19 protein-coding genes and 1 riboswitch are annotated in these 22,004 nt (G+C 73.8%); of the genes, 10 read left to right on the top strand and 9 right to left on the bottom strand.

Annotated elements, in window-relative coordinates; translation table 11 throughout:
- A partial coding sequence (locus ABD207_RS06590; RefSeq protein WP_344010778.1) for an FAD-dependent oxidoreductase occupies nucleotides 1-532 on the bottom strand: 532 nt, incomplete at its 3' end.
- A riboswitch (TPP riboswitch) is annotated at nucleotides 530-641 on the bottom strand. It overlaps the preceding gene by 3 nt.
- 230 nt (nucleotides 642-871) lie before the next feature.
- Here ABD207_RS06590 and ABD207_RS06595 point away from each other — a divergent pair.
- From ABD207_RS06595 to ABD207_RS06615, 5 genes are all read left to right on the top strand, one after another.
- Entirely contained in the window at nucleotides 872-2,113 is a 1,242-nt protein-coding gene (locus ABD207_RS06595) for an NAD(P)/FAD-dependent oxidoreductase (RefSeq protein ID WP_425580634.1), read from the top strand.
- Between the two features lie 78 nt (nucleotides 2,114-2,191).
- Nucleotides 2,192-2,557, top strand: coding sequence for an Rv2175c family DNA-binding protein (locus ABD207_RS06600; RefSeq protein WP_344001193.1), 366 nt, complete (start codon nucleotides 2,192-2,194; stop codon nucleotides 2,555-2,557).
- A gap of 351 nt (nucleotides 2,558-2,908) precedes the next feature.
- Complete coding sequence (gene thiE, locus ABD207_RS06605) at nucleotides 2,909-3,574, top strand: thiamine phosphate synthase (protein WP_344010779.1); 666 nt, start codon at nucleotides 2,909-2,911, stop codon at nucleotides 3,572-3,574.
- A 121-nt stretch (nucleotides 3,575-3,695) separates the two neighbouring features.
- Complete coding sequence (metF, locus tag ABD207_RS06610) at nucleotides 3,696-4,619, top strand: methylenetetrahydrofolate reductase [NAD(P)H] (RefSeq protein WP_344001197.1); 924 nt, start codon at nucleotides 3,696-3,698, stop codon at nucleotides 4,617-4,619.
- Between the two features lie 56 nt (nucleotides 4,620-4,675).
- Nucleotides 4,676-5,596 carry an SCO2102 family sporulation regulator gene (locus tag ABD207_RS06615; protein WP_344010781.1) on the top strand — a complete coding sequence of 307 codons (921 nt, stop codon included), beginning with the start codon at nucleotides 4,676-4,678 and terminating at the stop codon, nucleotides 5,594-5,596.
- A 26-nt stretch (nucleotides 5,597-5,622) separates the two neighbouring features.
- Here the strand turns inward: ABD207_RS06615 and ABD207_RS06620 are convergent, their stop codons facing one another.
- The 4 genes from ABD207_RS06620 to ABD207_RS06635 form a co-directional block, all read right to left on the bottom strand.
- Nucleotides 5,623-7,113 carry a phytoene desaturase family protein gene (locus ABD207_RS06620; RefSeq protein WP_344010783.1) on the bottom strand — a complete coding sequence of 497 codons (1,491 nt, stop codon included), beginning with the start codon at nucleotides 7,111-7,113 and terminating at the stop codon, nucleotides 5,623-5,625.
- 508 nt (nucleotides 7,114-7,621) lie between these two features.
- Nucleotides 7,622-8,251, bottom strand: coding sequence for a TetR/AcrR family transcriptional regulator (locus ABD207_RS06625; protein ID WP_344010785.1), 630 nt, complete (start codon nucleotides 8,249-8,251; stop codon nucleotides 7,622-7,624).
- Nucleotides 8,252-8,310: 59 nt separating this feature from the next.
- Nucleotides 8,311-10,395, bottom strand: coding sequence for a YhgE/Pip family protein (locus tag ABD207_RS06630; RefSeq protein WP_344010786.1), 2,085 nt, complete (start codon nucleotides 10,393-10,395; stop codon nucleotides 8,311-8,313).
- A complete protein-coding gene (locus ABD207_RS06635) occupies nucleotides 10,367-11,320 on the bottom strand; it encodes an ATP-binding cassette domain-containing protein (RefSeq protein ID WP_344010788.1) in 954 nt (317 codons plus the stop codon). Before ABD207_RS06635 ends, ABD207_RS06630 begins: the two co-directional genes overlap by 29 nt.
- Nucleotides 11,321-11,509: 189 nt before the next feature.
- On the opposite strand from ABD207_RS06635, the gene ABD207_RS06640 reads away from it, so the two are divergent.
- The 3 genes from ABD207_RS06640 to ABD207_RS06650 all read left to right on the top strand — a co-directional run bounded on the left by ABD207_RS06640 (nucleotide 11,510) and on the right by ABD207_RS06650 (nucleotide 13,788).
- Nucleotides 11,510-12,139: an SAV_6107 family HEPN domain-containing protein gene (locus ABD207_RS06640; RefSeq protein WP_344010790.1), complete on the top strand. Its 630-nt coding sequence runs from the start codon at nucleotides 11,510-11,512 to the stop codon at nucleotides 12,137-12,139.
- A gap of 180 nt (nucleotides 12,140-12,319) precedes the next feature.
- Nucleotides 12,320-13,087 carry a methyltransferase gene (locus ABD207_RS06645; protein WP_344010791.1) on the top strand — a complete coding sequence of 256 codons (768 nt, stop codon included), beginning with the start codon at nucleotides 12,320-12,322 and terminating at the stop codon, nucleotides 13,085-13,087.
- 302 nt (nucleotides 13,088-13,389) lie between these two features.
- Nucleotides 13,390-13,788 (top strand): DUF3040 domain-containing protein, encoded by a 399-nt coding sequence (locus ABD207_RS06650; protein ID WP_344001213.1) that lies wholly within the window; start codon nucleotides 13,390-13,392, stop codon nucleotides 13,786-13,788.
- A 532-nt stretch (nucleotides 13,789-14,320) separates the two neighbouring features.
- Here ABD207_RS06650 and ABD207_RS06655 read toward each other — a convergent pair.
- From ABD207_RS06655 to ABD207_RS06670, 4 genes are all read right to left on the bottom strand, one after another.
- Nucleotides 14,321-16,729 carry a transglutaminase TgpA family protein gene (locus ABD207_RS06655; protein WP_344010793.1) on the bottom strand — a complete coding sequence of 803 codons (2,409 nt, stop codon included), beginning with the start codon at nucleotides 16,727-16,729 and terminating at the stop codon, nucleotides 14,321-14,323.
- Nucleotides 16,726-18,090 carry a DUF58 domain-containing protein gene (locus ABD207_RS06660; RefSeq protein WP_344010795.1) on the bottom strand — a complete coding sequence of 455 codons (1,365 nt, stop codon included), beginning with the start codon at nucleotides 18,088-18,090 and terminating at the stop codon, nucleotides 16,726-16,728. The genes ABD207_RS06655 and ABD207_RS06660 overlap by 4 nt, the downstream gene beginning before the upstream one ends.
- Nucleotides 18,090-19,127: an AAA family ATPase gene (locus ABD207_RS06665; protein WP_344010797.1), complete on the bottom strand. Its 1,038-nt coding sequence runs from the start codon at nucleotides 19,125-19,127 to the stop codon at nucleotides 18,090-18,092. The genes ABD207_RS06660 and ABD207_RS06665 overlap by 1 nt, the downstream gene beginning before the upstream one ends.
- Nucleotides 19,128-19,385: 258 nt before the next feature.
- Nucleotides 19,386-19,934 (bottom strand): beta-class carbonic anhydrase, encoded by a 549-nt coding sequence (locus ABD207_RS06670; RefSeq protein ID WP_344010798.1) that lies wholly within the window; start codon nucleotides 19,932-19,934, stop codon nucleotides 19,386-19,388.
- Nucleotides 19,935-20,394: 460 nt separating this feature from the next.
- On the opposite strand from ABD207_RS06670, the gene rsmH reads away from it, so the two are divergent.
- Nucleotides 20,395-21,354: a 16S rRNA (cytosine(1402)-N(4))-methyltransferase RsmH gene (rsmH, locus tag ABD207_RS06675; protein WP_344010799.1), complete on the top strand. Its 960-nt coding sequence runs from the start codon at nucleotides 20,395-20,397 to the stop codon at nucleotides 21,352-21,354.
- A 45-nt stretch (nucleotides 21,355-21,399) separates the two neighbouring features.
- Nucleotides 21,400-21,873: a cell division protein FtsL gene (ftsL, locus tag ABD207_RS06680; RefSeq protein WP_344010800.1), complete on the top strand. Its 474-nt coding sequence runs from the start codon at nucleotides 21,400-21,402 to the stop codon at nucleotides 21,871-21,873.
- The last annotated feature ends 131 nt before the right edge of the window (nucleotides 21,874-22,004 follow it).

Below are 22,004 nucleotides of genomic sequence, written 5' to 3' on the forward strand. Positions count from 1 at the left end.
CGCGGTGCAGCACCGCACCCGCCCGCTCGCAGGCGGTGACCAGCGCGGCCGCCAGCCGCCGCGGGTCGATCTGGTGATCGCCGTCGACGCGCAGCCCGCCGCGCACACCCGGTGCCAGCATCGGCTCCAGCCGCCGGCACTCGCGCCCCGACAGCCACTGCGAGTCCAGCCCCGACCGCTGCTGCAGCGCGTGCAGCTCCCGCAGGTGTGCCCGGTCGTCGGCGTCCAGCGCCACCGCGAGCGTGCCGCAGCGGCGGTAGCCGGGATCGCGACCGGAGGCCTCGGTCAGCTCGGCGACGAAGGCCGGATAGCGGCGGGCCGAGGCGAGATTCAGGCCGAGCAGCATCTCCTCGCCGTAGTGCAGCTCGGTGACGGCGGCCAGCATGCCGGCGGCCACCTGGGCGGCTCCGCCGCCCGGCTCGGGGTCGAGCACGGTGACCGACAGACCGCGCTGCGCGGCCCGCCAGGCCGTGACCAGACCGATGACACCGCCCCCGATGACGAGGACGTCGGACGTACGCGTGGGCGACATGGGCGTCCAGCCCCTCCCTTCGCCGGCATGACCCGGATCAGGTTCGTACGGTCGGAGGCCGCCAGCCTCCCTCTCAGCCCGGTGCGTCCGGGCTCCCGCGAGTGCTTCACCCGCCACCCTAGCCCGCGGCCGATCGCAGCCGTAAGGGAGCCTCCGCGAGCCCGGCCGGGGAGAGGGAGGGACGGCACGGACTGGATGGGAGGGACGGCACGGGGCAGAGGGGAGGGACAGCAAGGACCGGTCGGAGGGACGGCACGGGGGAGATCACGGGGGAGATGCGGAGGAGATCACGAGGCGGAAGGACTGACCGACCGAAAGCCGGATGTCTATGGTGATCAGGTGAGCGAGCAGACGCAGGGTTCTCAGCCGCCCGGGCCGGGGCGGGTGGTCGTGGCCGGAGCGGGCATGGCCGGGGTGCAGACCGCGGTCGCCCTGCGGGAGCAGGGCTACACCGGCACCGTCACCCTGCTCGGCGCCGAGCCCCACCAGCCCTACGACCGGCCGCCGTTGTCCAAGGCCGTCCTGCTCGGCAAGGCCGAGGACTCCGCCCTCGACGTCGACTTCGAGGGGCTCGGCATCGAACTGCGCCTCGGCTGCGAGGTGTTCCGCCTGCGCCCCGGCGAGCACGAACTGGACACCGAGGCCGGGACCGTCCCGTACGACGTCCTGGTGATCGCCACCGGGGCGGAGCCGGTACGGCTGCCCGGCGCGGACGGGGTGCCCGGAGTGCATCTGCTGCGCACTCTCGACGACGCCGAGCGGCTGCGCCCGGTGCTGGCCCGGCAGCACGACGTCGTGGTGGCCGGGGCCGGCTGGATCGGCGCCGAGTTCGCCACCGCGGCGCGCGAGGCGGGCTGCGCGGTCACCGTCGTCGAGGCCGCCGACCGGCCGCTCGCCGAGGCGCTGCCCGCCGAGGTGGCCGCCCCGATGGCCGCCTGGTACGCCGAGGCGGGCGTCGAGCTGCGCACCAGGGCGCGGGTGGAGCGGGTAGAGCCCGGCACGGTGGTGCTGGAGGACGGCTCGCGGCTGCCCGCGGGCGCCGTGGTGGTCGGCATCGGGGCCCGTCCGGCCACCGGCTGGCTGGCCGGGTCCGGGATCGCCCTCGGGGAGCACGGCGAGGTCCTCGCCGACCGCTCCCTGGCGACCTCGCTGCCCGATGTGTACGCGGTCGGCGACTGCGCCTCCTTCCCCTCCGTCCGCTACGGCAAGCGGCTGCTGATCCACCACTGGGACAATGCGCTGAAGGGGCCGCGCACGGTCGCCGCCAACATCCTCGGCGCGGCCACCGGCGAGCCCCCGGCGGTGTACGACCCGGTGCCGTACTTCTGGTCCGAGCAGTTCGGGCGTTTCGTGCAGTACGCCGGTCATCACACGGACGCCGACCGCACCGTGTGGCGCGGCGATCCGAACGGCCCGGCGTGGACGGTGTGCTGGCTGCGGGAGTCCCGCCTGGTGGCGCTGCTGGCGGTGGGCCGCCCCCGCGACCTGACCCAGGGGCGCCGGCTGATCGAGGCGGGCGCGCGGCTGGACCCGGAGCTGGTCGCCGACCCGGCCCGCCCCCTGAAGTCGGCGACGGCCTGACCGTCGGCACCCCGACGCGTTCGCGCAGGTGGACCGGGTCCGCTTCCGACTGTCAGTGGCAGATGGCACGCTTGTCCCGTGACCGAGATTGACGCAAAGATCGATGCTCTCGTCCCCGCCTGGCTCACCCTGCCCGACATCGCCGAGAAGCTCGGCGTCGAGGTGACCCGCGTCCGGCAGCTGGTCAAGGAGGGCCAGCTCATCGCCGTGCGCCGGGGTGAGAACCGCGCGCTGCACGTGCCCGCCGACTTCATCGACGGGGACAAGGTCGTCAAGGGCCTCTCCGGCACCCTGACGCTCCTTCGGGACGACGGGTTCACGGTCGAAGAGATGCTGGAGTGGCTGTTCACTCCCGACCCGTCCCTGCCGGGCACGCCCGCGCAGGCCCTGCGCGAGAACCGCGGTACGGAGGTGAAGCGCCGCGCCCAGGCCCTCGCGGTCTGATCGCACGGACTCGAGAGCCCCACGGACAGCCCGTCCGGCGCCCCCGGAAACGGCCGGCGCCGGACGCCGGAGCGAGACGGCCGCCGCATTCCGCCGAGGGGCGGCGGCCCCAGCTCTTCCTGTGCCCGTCTCCGGCGGGCCGTTCCGGTGCCCGCTCCGGCCGCGCCCGTCCTTCCGTTGTCTCCGGCAGCCCGCATGTGACCGCCTCCGGCGCCCCCTTCCCGTGCTCCTCTCCGGCCGCCCCGAGCCGGCCCGCCACCGACCTCGTACCGTGGTCGTCCGCACAGCCCGCTCGCACCGGCCCGACCGCGACCGGTACCGAGACCCGACCGACACCTGGGGGACTCCCGCATGTCCGACGCCGCCGCCACCGCCCGGGCCAGGCTCGCCGACGCCCGGCTCTACCTCTGCACCGACGCCCGCAAGCGCCAGGGCGATCTCGCGGAGTTCGCGGACGCCGTCCTGGCCGCCGGTGTCGACATCGTGCAGCTCAGGGAGAAGGGCATGGAGGCTGCCGAGGAGCTGGAGCACCTCGCCGTCCTCGCCGAGGCCTGCGCCCGGCACGGCAAGCTGCTCGCGGTCAACGACCGCGCGGACGTCGCCCACGCCGCCGGCGCCGACGTCCTCCACCTCGGCCAGGGCGACCTGCCCGTCCCCGCCGCCCGGGCGATCCTCGGCCCGGACGTCCTCATCGGCCGCTCCACCCACGCCGAGGCGGAGGCCGCCGCGGCCGCCGTCCAGGACGGCGTCGACTACTTCTGCACCGGCCCCTGCTGGCCCACCCCCACCAAGCCCGGCCGGCCCGCCCCCGGCCTCGGCCTGGTCCGCTACGCCGCCGCCCTGAAGACCGACCGCCCCTGGTTCGCCATCGGCGGCATCGACCTCACCCATCTCGACCAGGTGCTGGACGCCGGAGCCCGCCGGATCGTCGTCGTCCGGGCCATCACGGAGGCGGACGATCCCGGCGCCGCGGCCGCCGAGCTGGCCCGCCGCGTGCGGCAGGCGCAGGACCACTGACCGGCACCGGATCGAGTCTCGTCGTCTCAGGTGTGTCCAAGGAGTGGACAACAAGTCGACAATTCGGGCAAATCTCCCGCATGTGGTTGGGGGACCGCCGCCCCCTGGTTAACCTGCGAGTATGGCCCTCGGCACCGCATCCGTCAGAACGGATCACGCGCGAACCGTGCGCGAGATGCTCGCGACGGGAAAGACGACCTATTCGTTCGAGTTCTACGCGCCCAAGACGCCGAAGGGCGAGCGGAACCTCTGGAACGCGCTGCGCCGGGTCGAGGCCGTCGCCCCCGACTTCGTCTCGGTGACCTACGGCGCGGGCGGCTCCACCCGCGCCGGCACGGTCAAGGCGACCGAGGCGATCGCGTCGGACACCACCCTGACGCCGATCGCCCACCTCACCGCGGTCGACCACTCCGTCGCCGACCTGCGCAACATCATCGGGCAGTACGCCGACGCCGGGATCCGCAACATGCTCGCGCTGCGCGGCGATCCGCCCGGCGACCCGATGGGCGAGTGGGTCCCGCACCCGCAGGGCCTCACCTACGCCGCCGAGCTGGTGGAGCTGATCAAGTCCTCCGGTGACTTCTGCGTGGGTGTCGCCGCCTTCCCGGCGATGCACCCGCGGTCCACGGACTGGGACACCGATGTCCGGCATTTCGTCAACAAGTGCCGTGCCGGGGCCGATTACGCGATCACCCAGATGTTCTTCCACCCGGAGGACTACCTGCGGCTGCGCGACCGGGTTGCCGCGGCCGGCTGTGACACCCCTATCATTCCCGAGGTCATGCCGATCGCGAGCGTGAAGACGCTGGAGCGGATCCCGTACCTCACCAACGCGTCTTTCCCCGAGGACCTGAAAGAGCGGATCCTCACGGCGAAGGACGATCCGGCCGCTGTACGCTCGATCGGGATCGAGTTCGCCACAGAGTTCTGCGCCCGGCTGCTGGCCGAAGGAGTGCCCGGTCTGCACTTCATCACGCTGAACAACTCCACGGCGACGCTGGAAATCTACGAGAATCTGGGTCTGCACCACCCGCCGCAGGCCTAGACCGGTCGCACCGGCATACGACACACTGCGTAGCGGCCACTGGGAGAGGGGCGTACATGGGCTGGACGGTCCTCTATATCGCGTTCGGCATCGTCGCGCTGTGGCTGCTCGGCGAGGTGCTGTTGCAGTACAAGGCGCGCCTGCGCTGGCGTCTGCTGGCCTTCGTCGGCTTCCTCGGAGTCGTGGCCGGGGTGCTCACCGCGTCCGTCGTCGTCATCGGTCTCGGCGCCGCCGCCTTCGCAATCGGCCAGACCTACGTCACGCTGTCGTTCCGCCGCGGCTTCGCCGCCGGCTGGGCGGTGAACGCGCCGATGCTCGGCGGGGGCCGCCGGGAGCGCGAGGAGCCGACGCTGGAGGTCTCCGATCTCGAGGCGTCCGCCGGCGACGGATACGACGAGGACACCGGACGCCGCCGCGACCCGTCCGCCTACGACGCGGTCGACGACTACGACCGCGACGACGTCTTCACCCCCGGCCGCCCCGACCGGCAGACGGCCGCCGAGACCACCGCGGTCTACGCCCCCCAGCCGATGCCCGACGACACCGGCTCGTACGGCGTCTACGACACCGGGTACGGCACCCAGACCCAGGACCAGTACGCCGCCGCCACCCAGAGCGCCGACCAGGGCTACGGCTCCTACGACTACTCCGGCTACGGCCAGCAGGCCTACGACACCGGCCAGCAGCAGTACGCCGCCTACTCCGACCCGTACATCGGCACCGGCACCTACGGCGGCACCGGATACGACACCGGCTACGCCGACCCGAACCAGTACGGCCAGCAGCAGGCCTACGGCCAGGACCAGTACGGCACCTACGGCGGCGACACCCAGAGCGGCGGCCTGTGGGTCCCGCAGCAGCGGACCACCGACGACCCGTACGGCGGCGAGCTGCCGCCCGAGCAGCAGGCCTACCCGTTCCAGGGCGGCGGCCAGCAGCCCCCGGCCGGCGGCTACGACGAGCAGTACCGTTTCTGACCGTCCTCCAGCGTCCGGCAGCGGTCTCACTGCGAGCCGCGGAAGTCCGGCCCCTCCACGATCAGCCCGGCGACCAGCGCCCCCGACATCCCGGCATGCGCCAGCCCGCCGCCGGGGTGCGACCAGCCGCCCACCGTGAACAGGCCCGGAGTGCGGGTGCTGTTGGCGGGATGCAGCCGGCGCCCGCCGTCCGCGGCCAGAGCGGGTGGCGGCACGGCACCGTCCTCGGCGCCCGTCTCCTCGGCGATGTCGGCCGGGGTGTGCACCTGGTGCCACAGCAGCCGCTCGCGCAGATCCGGGATGGCGCGCTCGGCGACGGTGATCAGCTGCTCCGCCCGGGCGGCCGGATCCCCGCCCCGTGCCGGGACCGCCGCCGTCAGCGTCACCGACTCGTGCCCGGCGTCCGGCACCAGCGCCGGATCGTCCGGCCGCAGCACCGTGACCGTGGGGGCGGCGGCCCGCCCCGTATCGCCGGACAGCGCGTCCAGCTCGGCGTCCCGGTCCGCGGAGTGCACCACCGTGCGGTGGGCGGCACCGTCCGGGCGTCCGCCGCGCAGCGCCAGCAGCACCGTCAGCCGGCTCGCCCCCGGCCGCTGCGCCGGCACCTCGCCGTCGCCGCGCACCGGCGTACCCCGGTTCAGCCGGTCCAGCACCGCGGGGGAGACCCCGGCCACCACGAAATCGGCCTCGGCGACCGTCCCGTCGGTCAGCTCCACACCGGCGGCCCGGCCGTCCTTCTCCGCCAGCGCCGTGACCTCGGCACCGAAGACGAACTCCACCTTCCGGGCCAGGCACCGCTCGTACACCGCCCGCGCCAGCTCCCGCATGCCGCCGCGCACGTACCAGGTGCCGAAGGCGTGCTCCATGTACGCCAGGATCGCCGCGTTCGCCGGGGCGGTGCGGGGATCCAGACCGAAGGCGAGGGCGTGGCTCTCAAGGAGCGCGGTCAGCCGGGGCTCGCGCAGCTCCCAGGCGCCGACCTCGGCGAGGGTGCCCGCCACCCGGGTGCGCAGCAGCCTGCGGTGCGGCACCGCCGGGTAGGGCTCGCGCTCGGCCAGCACCTGCCAGTTCGGCCACAGCGGCTCCTCCAGCAGCGGCCGGCGCATCCGGTTCCACGCCTCGCGGGCCCGGACCAGCAGGTCGCCCCAGCGCCGGCCGGCCCCGGCGCCGAGCGCCTCGTCCAGGGCGGAGACCACGCCCGCCCGGGAGGCGTTGGGCAGCGACACCCGCGTGCCGTCCGCGAAGACATGGTGCGAGGACGGGTCGACCTGGACCAGCTCGACGCACTCCTCCAGCGGCTCCCGGCCGGTCTTCAGGAACAGATCGCGGTACACGGCGGGCAGGGTGAACAGACCGGGGCCCGTGTCGAAACCGAACCCGTCCCGCTCCAGCCGGCGCACCGCGCCGCCGTAGGTCCCGGTCCGCTCGTACACCACCACCCGGTGGCCCGCGACGGCCAGTCGGGCGGCGGCCGCCATCGCGCCCATCCCGGCGCCGATCACCGCAATACGTGCCATGTCAGCGACTGTATCCGCCGCCCTCCGGCGCCCCGGAGGCGAGTACCCGCGCCCCTGCGCCGGTGACCAGGCGGCGCCACCGCGCCGTGGGCCCGGGCACACAGCCGTGAGTATCCGTACCTAGGTGCCGAGATGAGTAGCCGGGCGGATGGGCCGCGACCTGCGCGGACGACACAGTGGAGACCACGGAGAGAGGCACCGGGACGGCACCGGCGACACGGGGCGCCGGAACGGCCCGGGCCACGATCCGCTCCTTCCGCCGGCCGGCGCCGGTGGGAGCGAGACGGGGGAACCCGGGGGACCCGGGGGACGACCGCATGGGGGGAACCCCACGGGGGAAGGGCCGGGGGAACGTACGGGGGAGCAGGAAGGCGCCGGTCCGGCGGTGGCCCGCGGGGGACGCGGCCACACCGGACCGGCGCTTTCGTGCGCCGTCCGCCTGAAGCTTTCGTGCGCCGCCCGCGGGGCTTTGGTGCGCGGCCCGCGGGGCTTTCGTGCACCGGCCGCCTCAGCGGCGGCCGCTCACCCGGCCCTGGAGCAGCCGGGACAGCGCCGCGTGCACATCGTCCAGGGACCGCTCCGGCTGGAAGGACTTCCAGTCGAGCGCCGCCACCAGCACCATCCCCACCAGCGCGGCCGCGGTCAGCGGTACGTCGATCTCCTCGCTGAACTCGCCGTTCGCCACGCCCTCGCGCAGCACCCCCTCGACCACCGCCACCGCCTGCTGACGTACCACCATCAGCGTGGACTGCCAGGCCCGGTTGGTGCGCCACAGCTCCGCCACGTACAGCTGGGTGAAGGCCGGGTAGCGGTCGATGAAGACCAGCCCCGCGCGGATCATCGCGTCCAGGGCGTCCACCTTGCTGCCGCCCCGCGCCGCGGTCTTCTCCGCCGCCTCCTTCAGGGAGGCGGTCAGCAGGCCCACTCCGTGCCGCAACAGCTCCTCGAAGAGGACCGACTTGCTCGCGAAGTTGTAGTAGACCGTGCCCTTGGCCACCCCGGCCCGCTCGGCGATCTCGTCCACCGTGGTGGCGGAGAAGCCCTGCTCGGCGATGAGGGTGACGGCCGCCTCGTAGAGCTTCTGCCGGGTGGCCTCACGGCGGGCCCTGCCACCCGGAGTGGTGCTGCTGCTTTCCATGGTCCTGATTGTCACAGCACGGCCGGACCGCCCGCGGGCGGGCCCGGTGGCCCGCCCGCTCACAGGGTCAGCTCCGGGTGCAGCTTGTCCAGCGTCCACACCTGGCGGCGCCGGGCCGACAGCGCGGTCAGCGCCAGCGCGCCCAGGGTGAACGCCGTCAACACCGCGCACGCCTGCCACACCGGTCCGAGACCACCGCCGGTGATCAGCCTGCGCAGCGCCTCCACCACATGGGTCATCGGCAGGAAGGGGTGCAGCGCGTTGAAGAAGCCGGGGCTGGTCTGCACCGGGTAGGTGCCGCCGGCCGAGGTCAGCTGGAGCATCAGCAGCGCCAGCACGAGGATGCGCCCGGCCGCGCCGAAGCGGGCGTTGAGCCACTGCACGATCGCCGCGAAGCAGGCCGTCACCAGGAACAGGAAACCCACCGTCCCCGCGGCCCGGGCCATCTGCAGCCCGATCGCCCAGTGCAGCACCGACATCAGGGCCACCGTCTGCAGCACCCCGATCGCCACCACCGGCAGCCAGCCCGCCAGCGCGATCCGCCAGGCCGAGGCCCCCGCGACCAGCGCCCGCCGGTTCATCGGCGCGATCAGCATGTAGGCGACCATCGCGCCGACCCACAGCGACAGCGGGATGAAGTACGGGGCGAAACCGGTGCCGTAGTTGGGCGCCTTGTGCAGATCCTGGTTCGCCAGGCGGACCGGATCGGCCATCACCTCGGTGCGCCGGTCGCGCTCCTGCTTGTCGTAGTAGGGGATCCGCTCGGCGCCGTCGCGCAGCCCGCCGGCGAGCTTGCCGGAGCCGTCGACGAGCTTGTAGATGCCGCCGTTCAGATCCTGGGCGCCGGCCCGCAGATCACCCACGCCCTCGTTCAGGTCGACGGCACCCTTCTTGGCGGTGCCGAGCCCGGAGTGCAGCTTCTTCAGACCGGCGGCCACCTTGCCGGCGCCGCTGTTCAGCTTGTTGACCTTGGTGACGGCGTCGTCCAGGTCCTCGGAGAGATGCGGTGCCCGGTCGGCGAGCGCGTCGGCCTGCTTCTCCAGGGTGCGCAGATGCCCGTCCAGCTTCTTCAGGTCCTCGCGGTGACCGGTGACCAGCGCGCTCGCGTCCTCGGCAGCCGTCGCCGCCACCGCCGCCGCGTCCTTGGCCTTCTTCAGGTCGGAGCAGGCGGGATCGGGCAGGGTCGCCTCCTCGCACCGCTCCCGGTACACCCCGTCCATCGAGCCGGACGCCTCACGGGCGTCCTTCGCGGCACCCGGGGCCCGCTTCTGCAGCGCGTCGAGGTCCTCGCGGAGCTTCTTGGAGGCGTCGGCGACGAACCGGGCCGTCTCCCCGATGGTCTTCTCGTTCTTCTCGAGGAACGGACCGGCCTTGGCGTCGATCGCGTTCACCGTGTCGGCGAGCGACTGCGTGCCGTCCGCGACCTTGCGCGAGCCGTCCTTGAGCGAACCGGCCCCCTTGTGCAGGTCCTTCAGGCCCTTGGCGAGCTTGCCGCTGCCCTGCTCCGCGGCCCCCAGCTTGTCGGCGAGCCGCTTGGAGCCCTTCTCCGCCTTGCCGATGCCGCCGTTGAGCTTGTCCGCCCCGTCGGCCGCCTCCACCGTCTTGCCGTGGATGTCGGAGAACGAGACGAAGATCTTGTCCAGGAAGGAGCGGGAGGTCTTGGCGGACGCGGCCTGGCGCACCTCGGAGAACACCGAGCGGGAGATCTGCCCGACGATGTAGTTGTTGGCGTCGTTGGTCCGCACCTGGAGCGCGCCGGTCTCCGGAGCGTCGCCCGAACTGGACGCGATACGGCGGCTGAAGTCGCGCGGCATGGTCAGCGACAGGTAGTAGGTGCCGTCCTCGACACCCCTGCGCGCCTCCTCGGCGCTCACCTCGTGCCAGTCGAAGACCTTGCTGTCGCGCAGGCCCTCGGCGATGTCGTCGCCGGCGGTGATCCGCTTCCCGTCCGCCGTCGCCCCCGCGTCGTCGTTGACGAGCGCCACGGGGACGCGGTCGAGCCGGCTGTACGGGTCCCAGAACGACCACAGATACAGCGCCCCGTAGAGCAGCGGCAGCACCAGCAGCGCGACCAGCGCGGCGCGCGGCAGCCTGCCCCGGCCGAAGCGGCGGAGCTCAAGAGTGGCCAGTTTCGGCGAGCGCATCGGCCGCCTCCTTTTCTGCTTCGTCTGCTTCGGGGGTGGGGTGGGTGTCGGCGCCGGTGGTGCCGGTTCTGGCTTCGGTTTCGGTGGCCGCTTCGGTAGCGGCGGTGGGGGCGTTGTCGTTCGCGTCGGCCTTGTCGTTCGCGTTGCCGTTGCCGTTGCCGTTGCCGTCGCCGTCGGCGGAGGTCTCGGCCTTGCCGGTGTTGTCGGCCTTGCCGGTCTTTCCCGTGTCCGTGCGCACCACCACCGCGTCCTCGGGCGCCTCGCTGCACACGGCGACCACCGTGATGCCCCGGTGGGTGAGCGACCTCAGCTGGTCCCAGATCTCCGCCCGCTCGGCGGCCGACAGCTTCAGGTCCGTGTCGTCCACCCCGAGCAGCCGCGGACGCCCGATCAGCGCCAGCGCCAGGGACAGCCGCAGCGCCTCCGTCCGCTCCAGGTCCCGGACCGCCGTCCTCGCCCCCTTGGGCAGCGACTCGACGTCCAGCCCGGCGGCGGTGAGCGCCGCCTCGATGTCCCGCCGCGTCTCGGCCGCCCGCTCCCCGCGCGGGCGCAGCAGAGCGCGCAGCGAGGTGAAACGGCGCTGCAGCAGCGCCCGTTCGCGCAGATGCTCGCCGACGGTCAGGGCCGGCTCGAGGTCGGTCACGCCGGTGACATGCGCGAGCGCGCTGACCCGGCGCAGGGCCGCCATGCGCTTCGGCAGATCGAGACCGCCGACCGAGGCGGACCCGGCGGTCGGCTTCATCCGCCCGGTGAGCGCCAGCAGCAGACAGGTGCGGCCGGAGCCGGACGGTCCGGCGACGGCGATCAGCGAGCCGGGCTCCGCCTCCACGGTGATGTCGCGGAACGCCCAGCCCCGCGGTCCCTTGAGCCCGAAGTCCCGGGCAGAGACGGCGAGTCCGGGCGAACCGCCCACAACGCCCCCCATGTGTCCCCCACTTCAGAAGTCCCCGAAGGAGACTGTTTTGAACTGACTGGTCAGTGCAAAAACTAACCCGAACTTTCGATCGAGGCAAAACCCCAGGTCAGAACGGATTGTCAGTGCCATACCGCACGATGAGGGCATACGGCACCCCCTCACCGGGCGTGCCGTCACGAAGACGACAGGAGGTTCGTCATGGCCCACTCGTCCGCAGCTGCCGCCCGCCGGCGCCGCGCCACCGGCCCTGCCCCCTCACTGACCGGCCCGGCGAGCGACGTGCACCCCGTGCTCCGCCGTGCCGCGGCCCCGCCCGCCGCTCTCGACCTGCTCGCCCAGGCCCGTGCCGGACTCGACGAGGCCGCCGTCCTCGACACCCCCAACGAGCGCTACGCCACGGCCCACCTCGCCGCCCTGCGCACCGCGGCGGCCGTGCTCGCGGCGCGCGGCCGGCCGGAGACCTCGCCGCGGGCCCGGGCGAAGATCAGGAGCGCCTGGGAAGTGCTCCCCGAGATCGCGCCCGAACTCACCGAGTGGAGCGCGCTCTTCGCCTCCGGTGCCCGGCGCCGCGCCCGGGCGGAGGCGGGCATCCAGGGCGCGGCGAGCCGGCGGGACGCCGACGACCTGATACGGGACGTGGCGATGTTCCTGCGCCTGGTGGAGCGGATGCTGGTCCACCAGCCGGTCCTGCCCCAGCCCCGCCCCGACGCGGACGCCCCGGCGGGCGAGGGGGCGGCACGCGGCGTCCCGCCCCGCGACCAGCGGATGCCCGACCAGCGGATGCCCGACCAGCGGATGCCCGACCAGGGGATGCCGGACGCCGGCTGACGGGCACCCGCGCGGGCGACGGCCCCGCGGCTGCACCGCAGGCAGGTGACCGGGTACCGCCGCGTAGGCAATAGGGTGGGAGTCGCCTGAAGCTTCGCCCCGCCCCGCCGAGGGGCCGGGGGAGACAGACCGATCGCTCCGCCGAGAACGAGGCGGTGCCGCGCCGAGGAGTCAACTGCCGTGTCGGACCTGCGCCCCCGCGCCGCCCTGCGTACCGCCGTGGTCTGGGAGGTTCTCCAGGACGCCCTGGAGCTCCGGGTCAAGGCGACCGGACGGCAGGCCCTGGACGTGCTCGACACCGGCGGCGGCAGCGGCAACTTCGCCGTGCCCCTCGCCCGCCTCGGCCACCGGGTCACCGTGGTCGACCCCAGCCCCAACGCGCTGTTCGCCCTCGAGCGCCGCGCCGCGGAGGCCGATGTCGCCGAGCGTGTCCAGGGCGTCCAGGGCGACGCCCACGGCCTGCTCGACGTGGCCCGGCGCGGCGGCTACGACATCGTGCTGTGCCACGGCGTCCTGGAGTACGTCGACGACCCGGCCGAGGGCGTGCGCAACGCGGTCGCCGCCCTGCGCCCCGGTGGTGTGCTCAGCCTGCTCGCCGCCGGGCTCGGCGGTGCCGTGCTCGCGCGTGCGCTGGCCGGGCACTTCGCCGAGGCACACCAGGCGCTCACGGACCCGAACGGCCGATGGGGCTCGGGTGACCCCGTGCCGCGGCGCTTCACCGCCGAGCAGCTCACCGGCCTCGTCGAGCAGGCGGGCCTGCGGGTCGGCGCGGTGCACGGCGTGCGGGTCTTCTCCGACCTCGTGCCCGGCGTGCTCGTGGACACCGAGCCCGGCGCCCTCGACGCCCTGCTGAAGCTGGAGGCCGCCGCGGCCGAGCTCGCCGCCTTCCACTCCGTGGCCACCCAGCTGCACGTGCTCGGCGAGGCGGCCGAGTCCGAGACGGGCTGAGCACGCCGGCCGGCACCCTCGGCAGGCGCCGCTGATCAGCGCCCCGCCGCCGGGCCGTACCCCTCGCCCATGGAGTCCGCCACAGGCCCCCCGAATGGCGGCCGAGCGCCGTATGATCGAGGGAGACCGTCCGGCATGACGGGTCGGCCCGAGGGGAATGTGAACCTCAGCGAGCCGGGACGTCACTGGCGGATCCGGTTGGCCAATTGGCGCAGAGGGGCGGGTTTCACGGGGGCGATTCCCTGCCTATCCTGAAGAGACCCCCCCGGTCGCCCCGGCGACTGCACGATGAGGAGGACTCCGTGCCGCTCTCGGAGCACGAGCAGCGCATGCTCGAGCAAATGGAGCGAGCGCTGTACGCCGAAGATCCCAAGTTCGCGTCGGCGCTCGAGGGAAGCGGGCTGCGTACGTACACCCGGCGGCGGGTCTACCAGGCGGTCGCGGGCTTCCTCGTAGGAATTGCGCTCCTCATGGCGGGTATGGTCGCCCAGCAGGTCTGGCTCAGCGTGGTGGGGTTCCTCGTCATGCTCGGCTGCGCGGTCCTCGCCGTGACCGGCTGGCGCAAGGCCCCCAAGCCCGGTGAACAGCAGGCCCCCGGCGCGGCCCCGCACCCGGGCCGGCAGGGCAGGCAACGACGCTCGGTGATGGACCGCATCGAGGAGCGCTGGCAGCGCCGCCGCGACGAGCAGGGCGGCCACTGACACCTGACGCCCGCGGCAGCAGTCCGCCGGTCACCGGCAGCAGCCTGCTGCACACAGACGAAGACGTGATCAGGGGGTGACCACCCCGGAAGGTGGTCACCCCCTGACGTATGTCCGGTGGCGGTGAGTTCTGGTGGGGTTCCCGCGGCTGCGACGAGCCCGATGCACCATGCGCTGAACTCGGCGGCGCGCAGGCGGGCCCGACGCGCAGGCAGGCCTGATGCACAGGCGGGGTCGGGTATGTGCGCCCGGAGCCAGCTGGGTGCACCGCCGCCGGGACGTGCCCGTCACCGAGACGCGCCTGCTGCCGGGACGTGCCCACGTGCCCGTCACCGAGACGCGCCTGCTGCCGGGACGTGCCCACGTGCCCGTCACCGAGACGCGCCTGCTGCCGGGACGTGCCCACGTGCCCGCCACCGAGACGCGCCTGCTGCCGGGACGTGCCCACGTGCCCGCCACCGAGACGCGCCTGCTGCCGGGACGTGCCCACGTGCCCGCCACCGGGACGGCGCCCCGGCGGCGGTTTCTGATCTCAGCCCTGCTGTCGGGACGGACGGCGCCAGGCCGGCCTGCTGAGCCACGCGGGCCGCAGCGCCGCCGCCCGCGCCCGGACGCCGGCCCACCAGGAGGACACCGCCCAGCTCACCCGTGCCGTGGAGCGCGGGGCGAAGAGCGCGCGCAGGCGGGTGCCCCGGCCGACCGTGGAGCGCAGCCCGGCGATCACCCGGCGGACGTCCTCCGCGAGTCCCGCCACCGGGCGGGGGTGCGGGGCGTACAGCACCTGCTCCACCGCGTCGGCCACCCGGTGCACCGAGGCCGCCGCGGCCTCGTCGAGATGGCCCAGCCGCACGATCCGGGCCGCCGCCTTGCGCGGGGTGAGCGACTCGTCCGGCAGGATGCCGAAGTCCCACGCCGTGTCGATCAGCTCGTCCCAGACGGCCAGGATGTGCGGCGCCGCGTCCGCGTCCGAGCGGCCGTGCGCACCCAGGCGCACCGCGCGGGTGCGCAGCCGCCACAGCAGCGGCGCCAAGGGCACCGCCAGCACGGCCAGCCCGGCCAGCGCCCACACCAGCAGCGCGTACCACTTCGGGCCGTCCCCGTCACCGGGCAGCGCGGCCTGCGCCGACTCGCTGGGGCAGCCGCCGTCCAGCTTCCGCTGCTCCACCGGGCAGCTCTCGCTCTGCGAGGGGGCCGCCGACGGCGCCGATGAGGACTCCTGGGCCGACGGCCGGGCCGGGTCAGGCAGCTGGCTGTCGGAGGTGTCCGGGACCGTGTACGCGGGGATGGAGCCGCGGGTGGGAGTGGGCTCGAAGCGGGTCCAGCCGACCCCCTCGAAGTACAGCTCCGGCCAGGCGTGCGCGTCGCGCAGCCCCACCGACACGGTGCCGTCGGACTGCGGGGTGCCCGGCGCGAAGCCCACCGCCACCCGGGCCGGGATGCCCAGGGAGCGGGCCATCGACGCCATGGCGAAGGAGAAGTGCACGCAGAAGCCCTGCTTGTCCCGCAGGAAGCGGGCGATCGCCCGCGAACCGCTGCCGACGTCCACCTGGGTGTCGTACTCGAAGCCGCCGGTCACCGCGAACCAGTCCTGGAGCTTGACCGCCTGGTCGTAGGGGGTCTTCGCGTCCTGGGTGACCTCGCGGGCGGTGCGGGAGACCACCGAGGGCAGCGAGTCCGGCAGATCGGTGTACTCGCGGCGCAGCGCGGGCGGCGGCGCCGGGGCGTCGGCCAGCTGCTTCGCCGTCGGCCGCACGTCCAGGCCGCGCACCGAGTAGGTCAGGCCCCGGGTGTTCTGGCCGTGGTCGCCGACCAGCGTCATGCCGATCGGCTCGTAGCGCCAGTTGCCCCGGATGTCCACGCCGCTCGGCGGGTACGGCATCGGCAGCCAGTCCTGGCCGTACCACTCGGCGGTCGAGATGGTGGTCGCGAACTCCTTGCGCGTGACGTCCGGGCCGAGGCCCGCCGGGGTCGGGAAGGCGCCGTCGGGCACCGTGGTGATCGACCGCTTCGACGGCTTCCAGGTGGTGCCGTCGAAGTCGTCCAGGGACACGATGCGCAGGTACAGGTCCGAGAGGTTCTCGATCTCGGTGCGCACCGACATCACCTGGCGGTCCTCGTCCACGTTCAGCGAGTCGCGCAGCGACACCAGCGGGTTCACCGCGGAGATGGTGCCGCCCCGGCCGGCGCCCGGGCCGACGCCGGCGCCCGCCGGGTCCAGCAGCCCGCCGTTCATCGCGGGCAGGCCGAGCGGCACCACCAGGGCGATGCCCAGCGCCAGCACCCCGATCCGCCGGCCGGTGCGCACCGGAGCGGTCGGCCCGGCCGGCTCACCCGGCCCGCGCGCCGTGCCGCTGAAGACCCGCCCCCACGCCGAGAGCCGGTCGCGGCCCTCGGCCAGCAGCAGCATCAGATAGCCGGCCGCCGCCAGCAGGAACCACACCCAGTCGCTGCCGCCGTCGGACAGACCGGCCGCCACCGAGTACAGGGCGAGCAGCGGAAGCCCCGCCGGGGCCGCGCTGCGGAAGGTCACCGCGAGGGTGTCCACCAGCAGCCCGATGGTCAGCACCCCGCCGATCAGCATCAGCCGGATGCCGTCGGTCAGCGGCGCCGGTATCGCGTACCGGCTGACGTCCTCGCCGCCCTGCTCCAGCAGCCCGGCGAGGAACCGGAAGGCGTCCGGGCCGGGCAGCACACCGGCGAGGGCCTGCTCGCGGGCGAACACCACGGTCACCAGCAGCAGCGTCACCAGCGCCTGCGACGCCACCGTCAGCGGGCGCGCCAGCGGCACCCGGCGGGCCGCGGCGCCCACGCCCGCTTGCACGGCGAGCAGGAACGCCGCCTGGATGATCCAGGTGGCCGGCTCGACCAGGGGCAGCAGCGCGCTCGCCGCCAGCAGCGTGGCCAGCCACGCGGCCAGCGTCAGCCGTACCCGCCCGCTCATGAGCGTCCCTCCCCACCGCTCGCCGCGGCCAGCCCCGAACGCTCCTGCTCGGCCTGCCGCCACAGCTCGTTCAGCGACGCGCCCCGCGGTGCCGCCAGGGCCGTCCAGCCCGCCTCGCGCAGCAGCCGCAGCTGATCAGCGCCGCGGTCCGGGCCGCCGGGCGCCTGGGCCGCGTCCCGCATCCACGAGGCGCTGTCCAGCAGGAAGGCGAGCGCGCCCCCGCTGCGCTGCCGCATCCGCCCCAGCACCGCGGCCTGCTCCTCGTCGAGATCACCGAGGAACGCCACAAGCAGCCCCTCGTTCCCGCCGCGCAGCACGTCGTAGGCGCGCGACAGGCCCGCCCCGTCGGAGTGGTCCACGACCGCGAGGGTGTCCATCATCAGCCCGGCCGCGTCCGCGGACTCCTGGTTCGCCCCCGCGAAGCCGTCGGAGCCCTCGCCCGGCACCACCTGGCCGGTGTCGGTCAGCAGCCGTACCGAGAAACCCCGCTCCAGCATGTGCACCAGCACGGAGGCCGCACCGGAGACCGCCCACTCGAAGGCCGAGTCAGGGCCGGCGCCCTGGTAGGCGACGGCCCGGGTGTCCAGCAGCACGGTGCAGCGGGCCCGCTGCGGCTGCTCCTCGCGGCGCACCATCAGTTCGCCGTAGCGCGCGGTGGAGCGCCAGTGCACCCGGCGCAGGTCGTCGCCGTAGCGGTAGCCGCGCGGGATCACGTCGTCCTCGCCGGCCAGCGCCAGCGCCCGCCGGCGCCCGTCCCCGTAGCCCTTGGCCTCGCCGCTCAGCCGCACCGGCGGCAGCGGCTCCACGCGCGGGATCACGGTGAGGGTGTCGTACGTGGAGAAGGAGCGGGTCAGCTCGCACATCCCGAACGGGTCCGACAGCCGCAGCTGCAGCGGCCCCAGCGGATAGCGGCCGCGCAGGTCCGAGCGGACCCGGTAGGACACCTCGCGCCGTCCGCCGGGCTCCACCCGGTCCAGCACGAAGCGCGGCCGGGGCCCGAGCACATAGGGCACCCGGTCCTGCAGCATCAGCAGACCGGTGGGCAGCCGGGAGATGTTGTCCATCCGCAGGTGCACCCGGGCCTCGCTGCCGGCCGGCACCCGCGCGGGGGAGAGCCGGCGGCTGCCGGCCACCCGGTAGCGGGTGCGGTAGAGCACGACCGCGCACACCAGCGGCAGCACCGCGAGCAGCAGGCCGACCCGCAGCAGATCGCTCTGGCCCAGGACATAGGCGCAGATCGCGGCGGCCACACCGGCGGCCAGGAACGAGCGCCCGCGGGTGGTGAGCCCGGCCAGTGCCGTGCGCAGTCCGCCCCCGTCGCCGTCGGCGCCCTCGGTGTGGACCGCACCCGCGGTGGTCATCACAGCCTCCGCGGCGGCTGCTGGCCGAAGGCCGCGCCCCGGCCGCCCACGCCGAACGCGGTCTGCTGCGGGGCCGCCGCGGGCACCGGGGTGCGCTGCAGGATGTCGTGCACGACCTGCTCGGCGGTACGGCGGTTGAGCTGGGCCTGGGCGGTGGGCAGCAGCCGGTGCGCCAGCACGGCCACGGCGAGCGCCTGCACGTCGTCCGGCAGCGCGTAGTCCCGGCCGCTGAGCGCCGCGGCCGCCTTCGCCGCGCGCAGCAGATGCAGCGTGGCGCGCGGGGAGGCGCCGAGTCTGAGCTCCGGGTGGGTGCGGGTGGCGCCGACCAGGTCCACCGCGTACCGGCGCACCGGCTCGGCCACGTGGACGCCGCGCACCGCCTCGATCAGCTTGAGGATCTCGTGCGCGTGCGCCACCGGCTGGAGGTCCTCCAGCGGGGAGACGCCGCCGTGCACGTCCAGCATCTGCAGCTCGGCCTCGGCGCTCGGGTAGCCGACCGAGACACGGGCCATGAAACGGTCGCGCTGGGCCTCGGGCAGCGGATAGGTGCCCTCCATCTCGACCGGGTTCTGCGTGGCCACCACCATGAACGGGCTGGGCAGCTCGTAGGTCTGGCCGTCGATGGTGACCTGGCGCTCCTCCATGGACTCCAGGAGCGCGGACTGCGTCTTCGGCGAGGCACGGTTGATCTCGTCGCCGATCACCACCTGCGCGAAGATCGCGCCCGGCTTGAACTCGAAGTCGCGGCGCTGCTGGTCCCAGATGGACACACCGGTGATGTCCGAGGGCAGCAGGTCCGGCGTGAACTGGATGCGCCGCACCGAGCAGTCGATCGACCGCGCCAGTGCCTTCGCCAGCATCGTCTTGCCGACTCCCGGGACATCCTCGATGAGCAGATGCCCCTCGGCGAGCAGTACGGTCAGCGAGAGCCGTACGACCTCGGGCTTGCCCTCGATCACGCCCTCCACCGAACTCCGAACGCGCTCCGCGACGGCGGTCAGATCAGTGAGGCTCGCTCGATCGTCATAGGTCGTCACCCGGCCCTCCTCGGCCTTTCCCCGCGCCCTTGTCGAGCGGAGGACCCCATGTTTCCCGGGCCGACGCTTGCAGTGCGGACCGGCCCACCCCGAATCACGTGTGCCCCACGCGAAATGCTTCGCGTGGCGCCACCCCCGCATTCTTGCTGCCGTTACCGATTCGTGTCACTCGCCTGTGGACAACTGGCGGCGATATGTCGGATCTTACGACGTTTGTGCAACCCGGGGGGTCGGGCCGCTCCCGGACGGGCGGGCAGGTCAGGCGGGGTCGATCTCGCGCAGCAGACCGGTCTTCACATCGAACACGAACCCGCGCACGTCGTCGGTGTGCACCAGGAACGGCGAGGTCCGCACCCGCTGCATGGACTGCCGCACGTCCTGGTCGACGTCCCGGAACGCCTCCACCGCCCAGGCGGGACGCTGGCCCACCTCCATCTCCAGCTCGTGCCGGAACTCCTCGGTGAGCGACTCCAGACCGCAGTCGGTGTGATGGATCAGCACCACGCTGCGGGTGCCCAGGGCGCGCTGGCTGATGGTCAGCGAGCGGATCACGTCGTCGGTGACCACACCGCCCGCGTTGCGGATGGTGTGACAGTCGCCGAGCTCCAGACCCAGCGCGGCGTGCAGGTCGAGGCGGGCGTCCATGCAGGCCACGATCGCCACCCGCAGCACCGGCCGGGCGTCCATCCCCGGGTCGGTGAAGACGTCGGCGTACTCCCGGTTGGCCTCGATCAGACGATCGGTGACCGTGCGGCCGCCGGGGGATGCGCTCGCGCGGTCCGCAGGAACCGATGCAGAAGTCGTCATACACCTGAGGGTACTGGTCACCCCTGCTCCCGGCTCGCTGTGAAGTCGGGACAAAGCCGGGACAAAGAGTGTCATCGTCTCGCGCTGTGACGGAACCCACACGAGTGGTGTGAGCTCCGTCTTCCGGGTGTTTCCCGCGCCCCGTGGTTGCGTTCCGCCCCGCCCTCCCGGTCCCGCCGTGCGCGGGGCCGCGACGCGCAGGCCGGTTGATTGACCGGGCCCCGCGGTGGACTAAAGTGACGCGAAGCGGGAGGCGAGACTCCCCGCTGCACTGATCTCCCCGGATACCCGGGCCGCGCCCGGGATCCCCCGCGTGCGCGGCGCGTACGTACGTACGGCTCGGCCTCCTCCCGCTCCCGGTCGGCCGACGCCCCAGGCGCCGGCAGGCCGCCCCCTTCCCGGGACAGGGGCGAGTGGACCCGGCCCTGCGTCGGCGTCGCGCCGGATATGAGAGGGCCCCTTGAGCCAGAGTCGACACGTCCCGGTGATGCTCCAGCGGTGCCTGGACCTGCTGGCGCCCGCCCTGGAGCGGCCCGGAGCGGTCGTCGTCGACTGCACCCTCGGTCTCGGCGGCCACAGCGAGGCGCTGCTCGAACGCTTCCCCGAGGTCCGCCTCGTCGCCCTGGACCGCGACAAGGAGGCCCTGCGCCTGTCCGGCGAACGCCTCGCCCCCTACGGCGAGCGCGCCACCCTGGTGCACGCCGTCTACGACGAGCTGCCTGAGGTGCTCGACCGGCTCGGCGTCCCGCGCGTGCAGGGCGTCCTGTTCGACCTCGGGGTGTCGTCCATGCAGCTCGACGAGGCCGACCGCGGCTTCGCCTACGCCCAGGACGCCCCGCTCGACATGCGCATGGACCAGACGACCGGCATCAGCGCCGCCGAGGTCCTCAACACCTACCCGCCCGGCGAACTCGTCCGCATCCTGCGCGCCTACGGCGAGGAGAAGCAGGCCCGGCGCATCGTGGCCGCGATCGTCCGCGAGCGCGAGAGGGAGCCGTTCACCACCAGCGCCCGCCTGGTCGAGCTCATCCGCGACGCGCTGCCCCAGGCCGCCAAGCGCACCGGCGGCAACCCGGCCAAGCGCACCTTCCAGGCCCTCAGAATCGAGGTCAACGGTGAACTCGCCGTGCTGGAGCGGGCGATCCCGGCCGCCGTGAAGGCGCTCGCCGTGGACGGGCGGATCGCCGTGCTGTCGTACCACTCGCTGGAGGACCGGCTGGTCAAGCAGGTGTTCGCGGCGGGCGCCGCCACCACCGCGCCCCCCGGGCTGCCCGTCGTCCCCGAGCGCTACCAGCCCCGGCTCAAGCTGCTCACGCGCGGTGCCGAACTTCCCACCGAGGAGGAGATCGCCGAGAACCGGCGGGCGGCCCCCGCCCGGCTGCGCGCCGCCCAGCGCATCAGGGAGGACGCCGACGACTGAGCGGGGCGGACCCGGCGGAGCTGTGTGACGACTCAGGGAGCGTGAGTGACCAGGAAACCCGAACTGAAGGGGAGGGCGGCCCGCCTCGCGCGGCTCATCCCCTCCGGACGCGCCCAGGCGGCCCGCACCCCGTTCGTCCTCCTCGTCGTCCTGCTCCTCGGCGGCGGTCTCATCGGGCTCCTGGTACTGAACTCCGCGCTCAGCGAGGGCGCCTTCGAGCTCGACGACCTCCAGCGCGAGACCAAGAACCTCACCGACGAGGAACAGTCCCTGCAGCGGGACATCGACGCCTACTCCGCCCCCGACGCCCTCCAGCGCCGCGCCGAGGAACTGGGCATGGTGCCCGGCGGCGACCCCGCCTTCCTCGGCCCCGACGGCAAGGTCAAGGGCGTCCCCGAGCCCGCCCCGGGCGCCCCCGTCCCGATGGTCCTGCCGCCCGAGGCGCCGGCCACGGCGACACCCCCGGCCCTCAAGGCCGGCCCCACCACCCCCGCCCCCGCGACGACCCCCGGCAGGTGACGGAAGTGTCCGACAGGGAAGCGCCGCGCCGCCGCGTACCCGGACCCGCCAGGCCCGTCCGCCCGGGCGAGCGGCGCCCCGGGCCCGGTGACCGCCAAGGCCATGCGGATCTTCGACGAGCGCTCGGCGGC

Origin of the sequence: Streptomyces thermospinosisporus (assembly GCF_039526425.1) — a bacterium.
In the GTDB taxonomy this organism is placed as follows: Bacteria; Actinomycetota; Actinomycetes; order Streptomycetales; family Streptomycetaceae; genus Streptomyces; species Streptomyces thermocarboxydovorans.

Coding starts and splice junctions, on each gene's coding strand:
- ABD207_RS06660 (WP_344010795.1), bottom strand. CDS start 18,090: ATGACCACCGCGGGTGCGGTCCACACCGAGGGCGCCGACGGCGACGGG.
- ABD207_RS06615 (WP_344010781.1), top strand. CDS start 4,676: ATGGGCTGGACGGTCCTCTATATCGCGTTCGGCATCGTCGCGCTGTGG.
- ABD207_RS06625 (WP_344010785.1), bottom strand. CDS start 8,251: ATGGAAAGCAGCAGCACCACTCCGGGTGGCAGGGCCCGCCGTGAGGCC.
- ABD207_RS06620 (WP_344010783.1), bottom strand. CDS start 7,113: ATGGCACGTATTGCGGTGATCGGCGCCGGGATGGGCGCGATGGCGGCC.
- metF (WP_344001197.1), top strand. CDS start 3,696: ATGGCCCTCGGCACCGCATCCGTCAGAACGGATCACGCGCGAACCGTG.
- ABD207_RS06670 (WP_344010798.1), bottom strand. CDS start 19,934: ATGACGACTTCTGCATCGGTTCCTGCGGACCGCGCGAGCGCATCCCCC.
- ABD207_RS06630 (WP_344010786.1), bottom strand. CDS start 10,395: ATGCGCTCGCCGAAACTGGCCACTCTTGAGCTCCGCCGCTTCGGCCGG.
- ABD207_RS06640 (WP_344010790.1), top strand. CDS start 11,510: ATGGCCCACTCGTCCGCAGCTGCCGCCCGCCGGCGCCGCGCCACCGGC.
- ABD207_RS06635 (WP_344010788.1), bottom strand. CDS start 11,320: ATGGGGGGCGTTGTGGGCGGTTCGCCCGGACTCGCCGTCTCTGCCCGG.
- ABD207_RS06655 (WP_344010793.1), bottom strand. CDS start 16,729: ATGAGCGGGCGGGTACGGCTGACGCTGGCCGCGTGGCTGGCCACGCTG.
- thiE (WP_344010779.1), top strand. CDS start 2,909: ATGTCCGACGCCGCCGCCACCGCCCGGGCCAGGCTCGCCGACGCCCGG.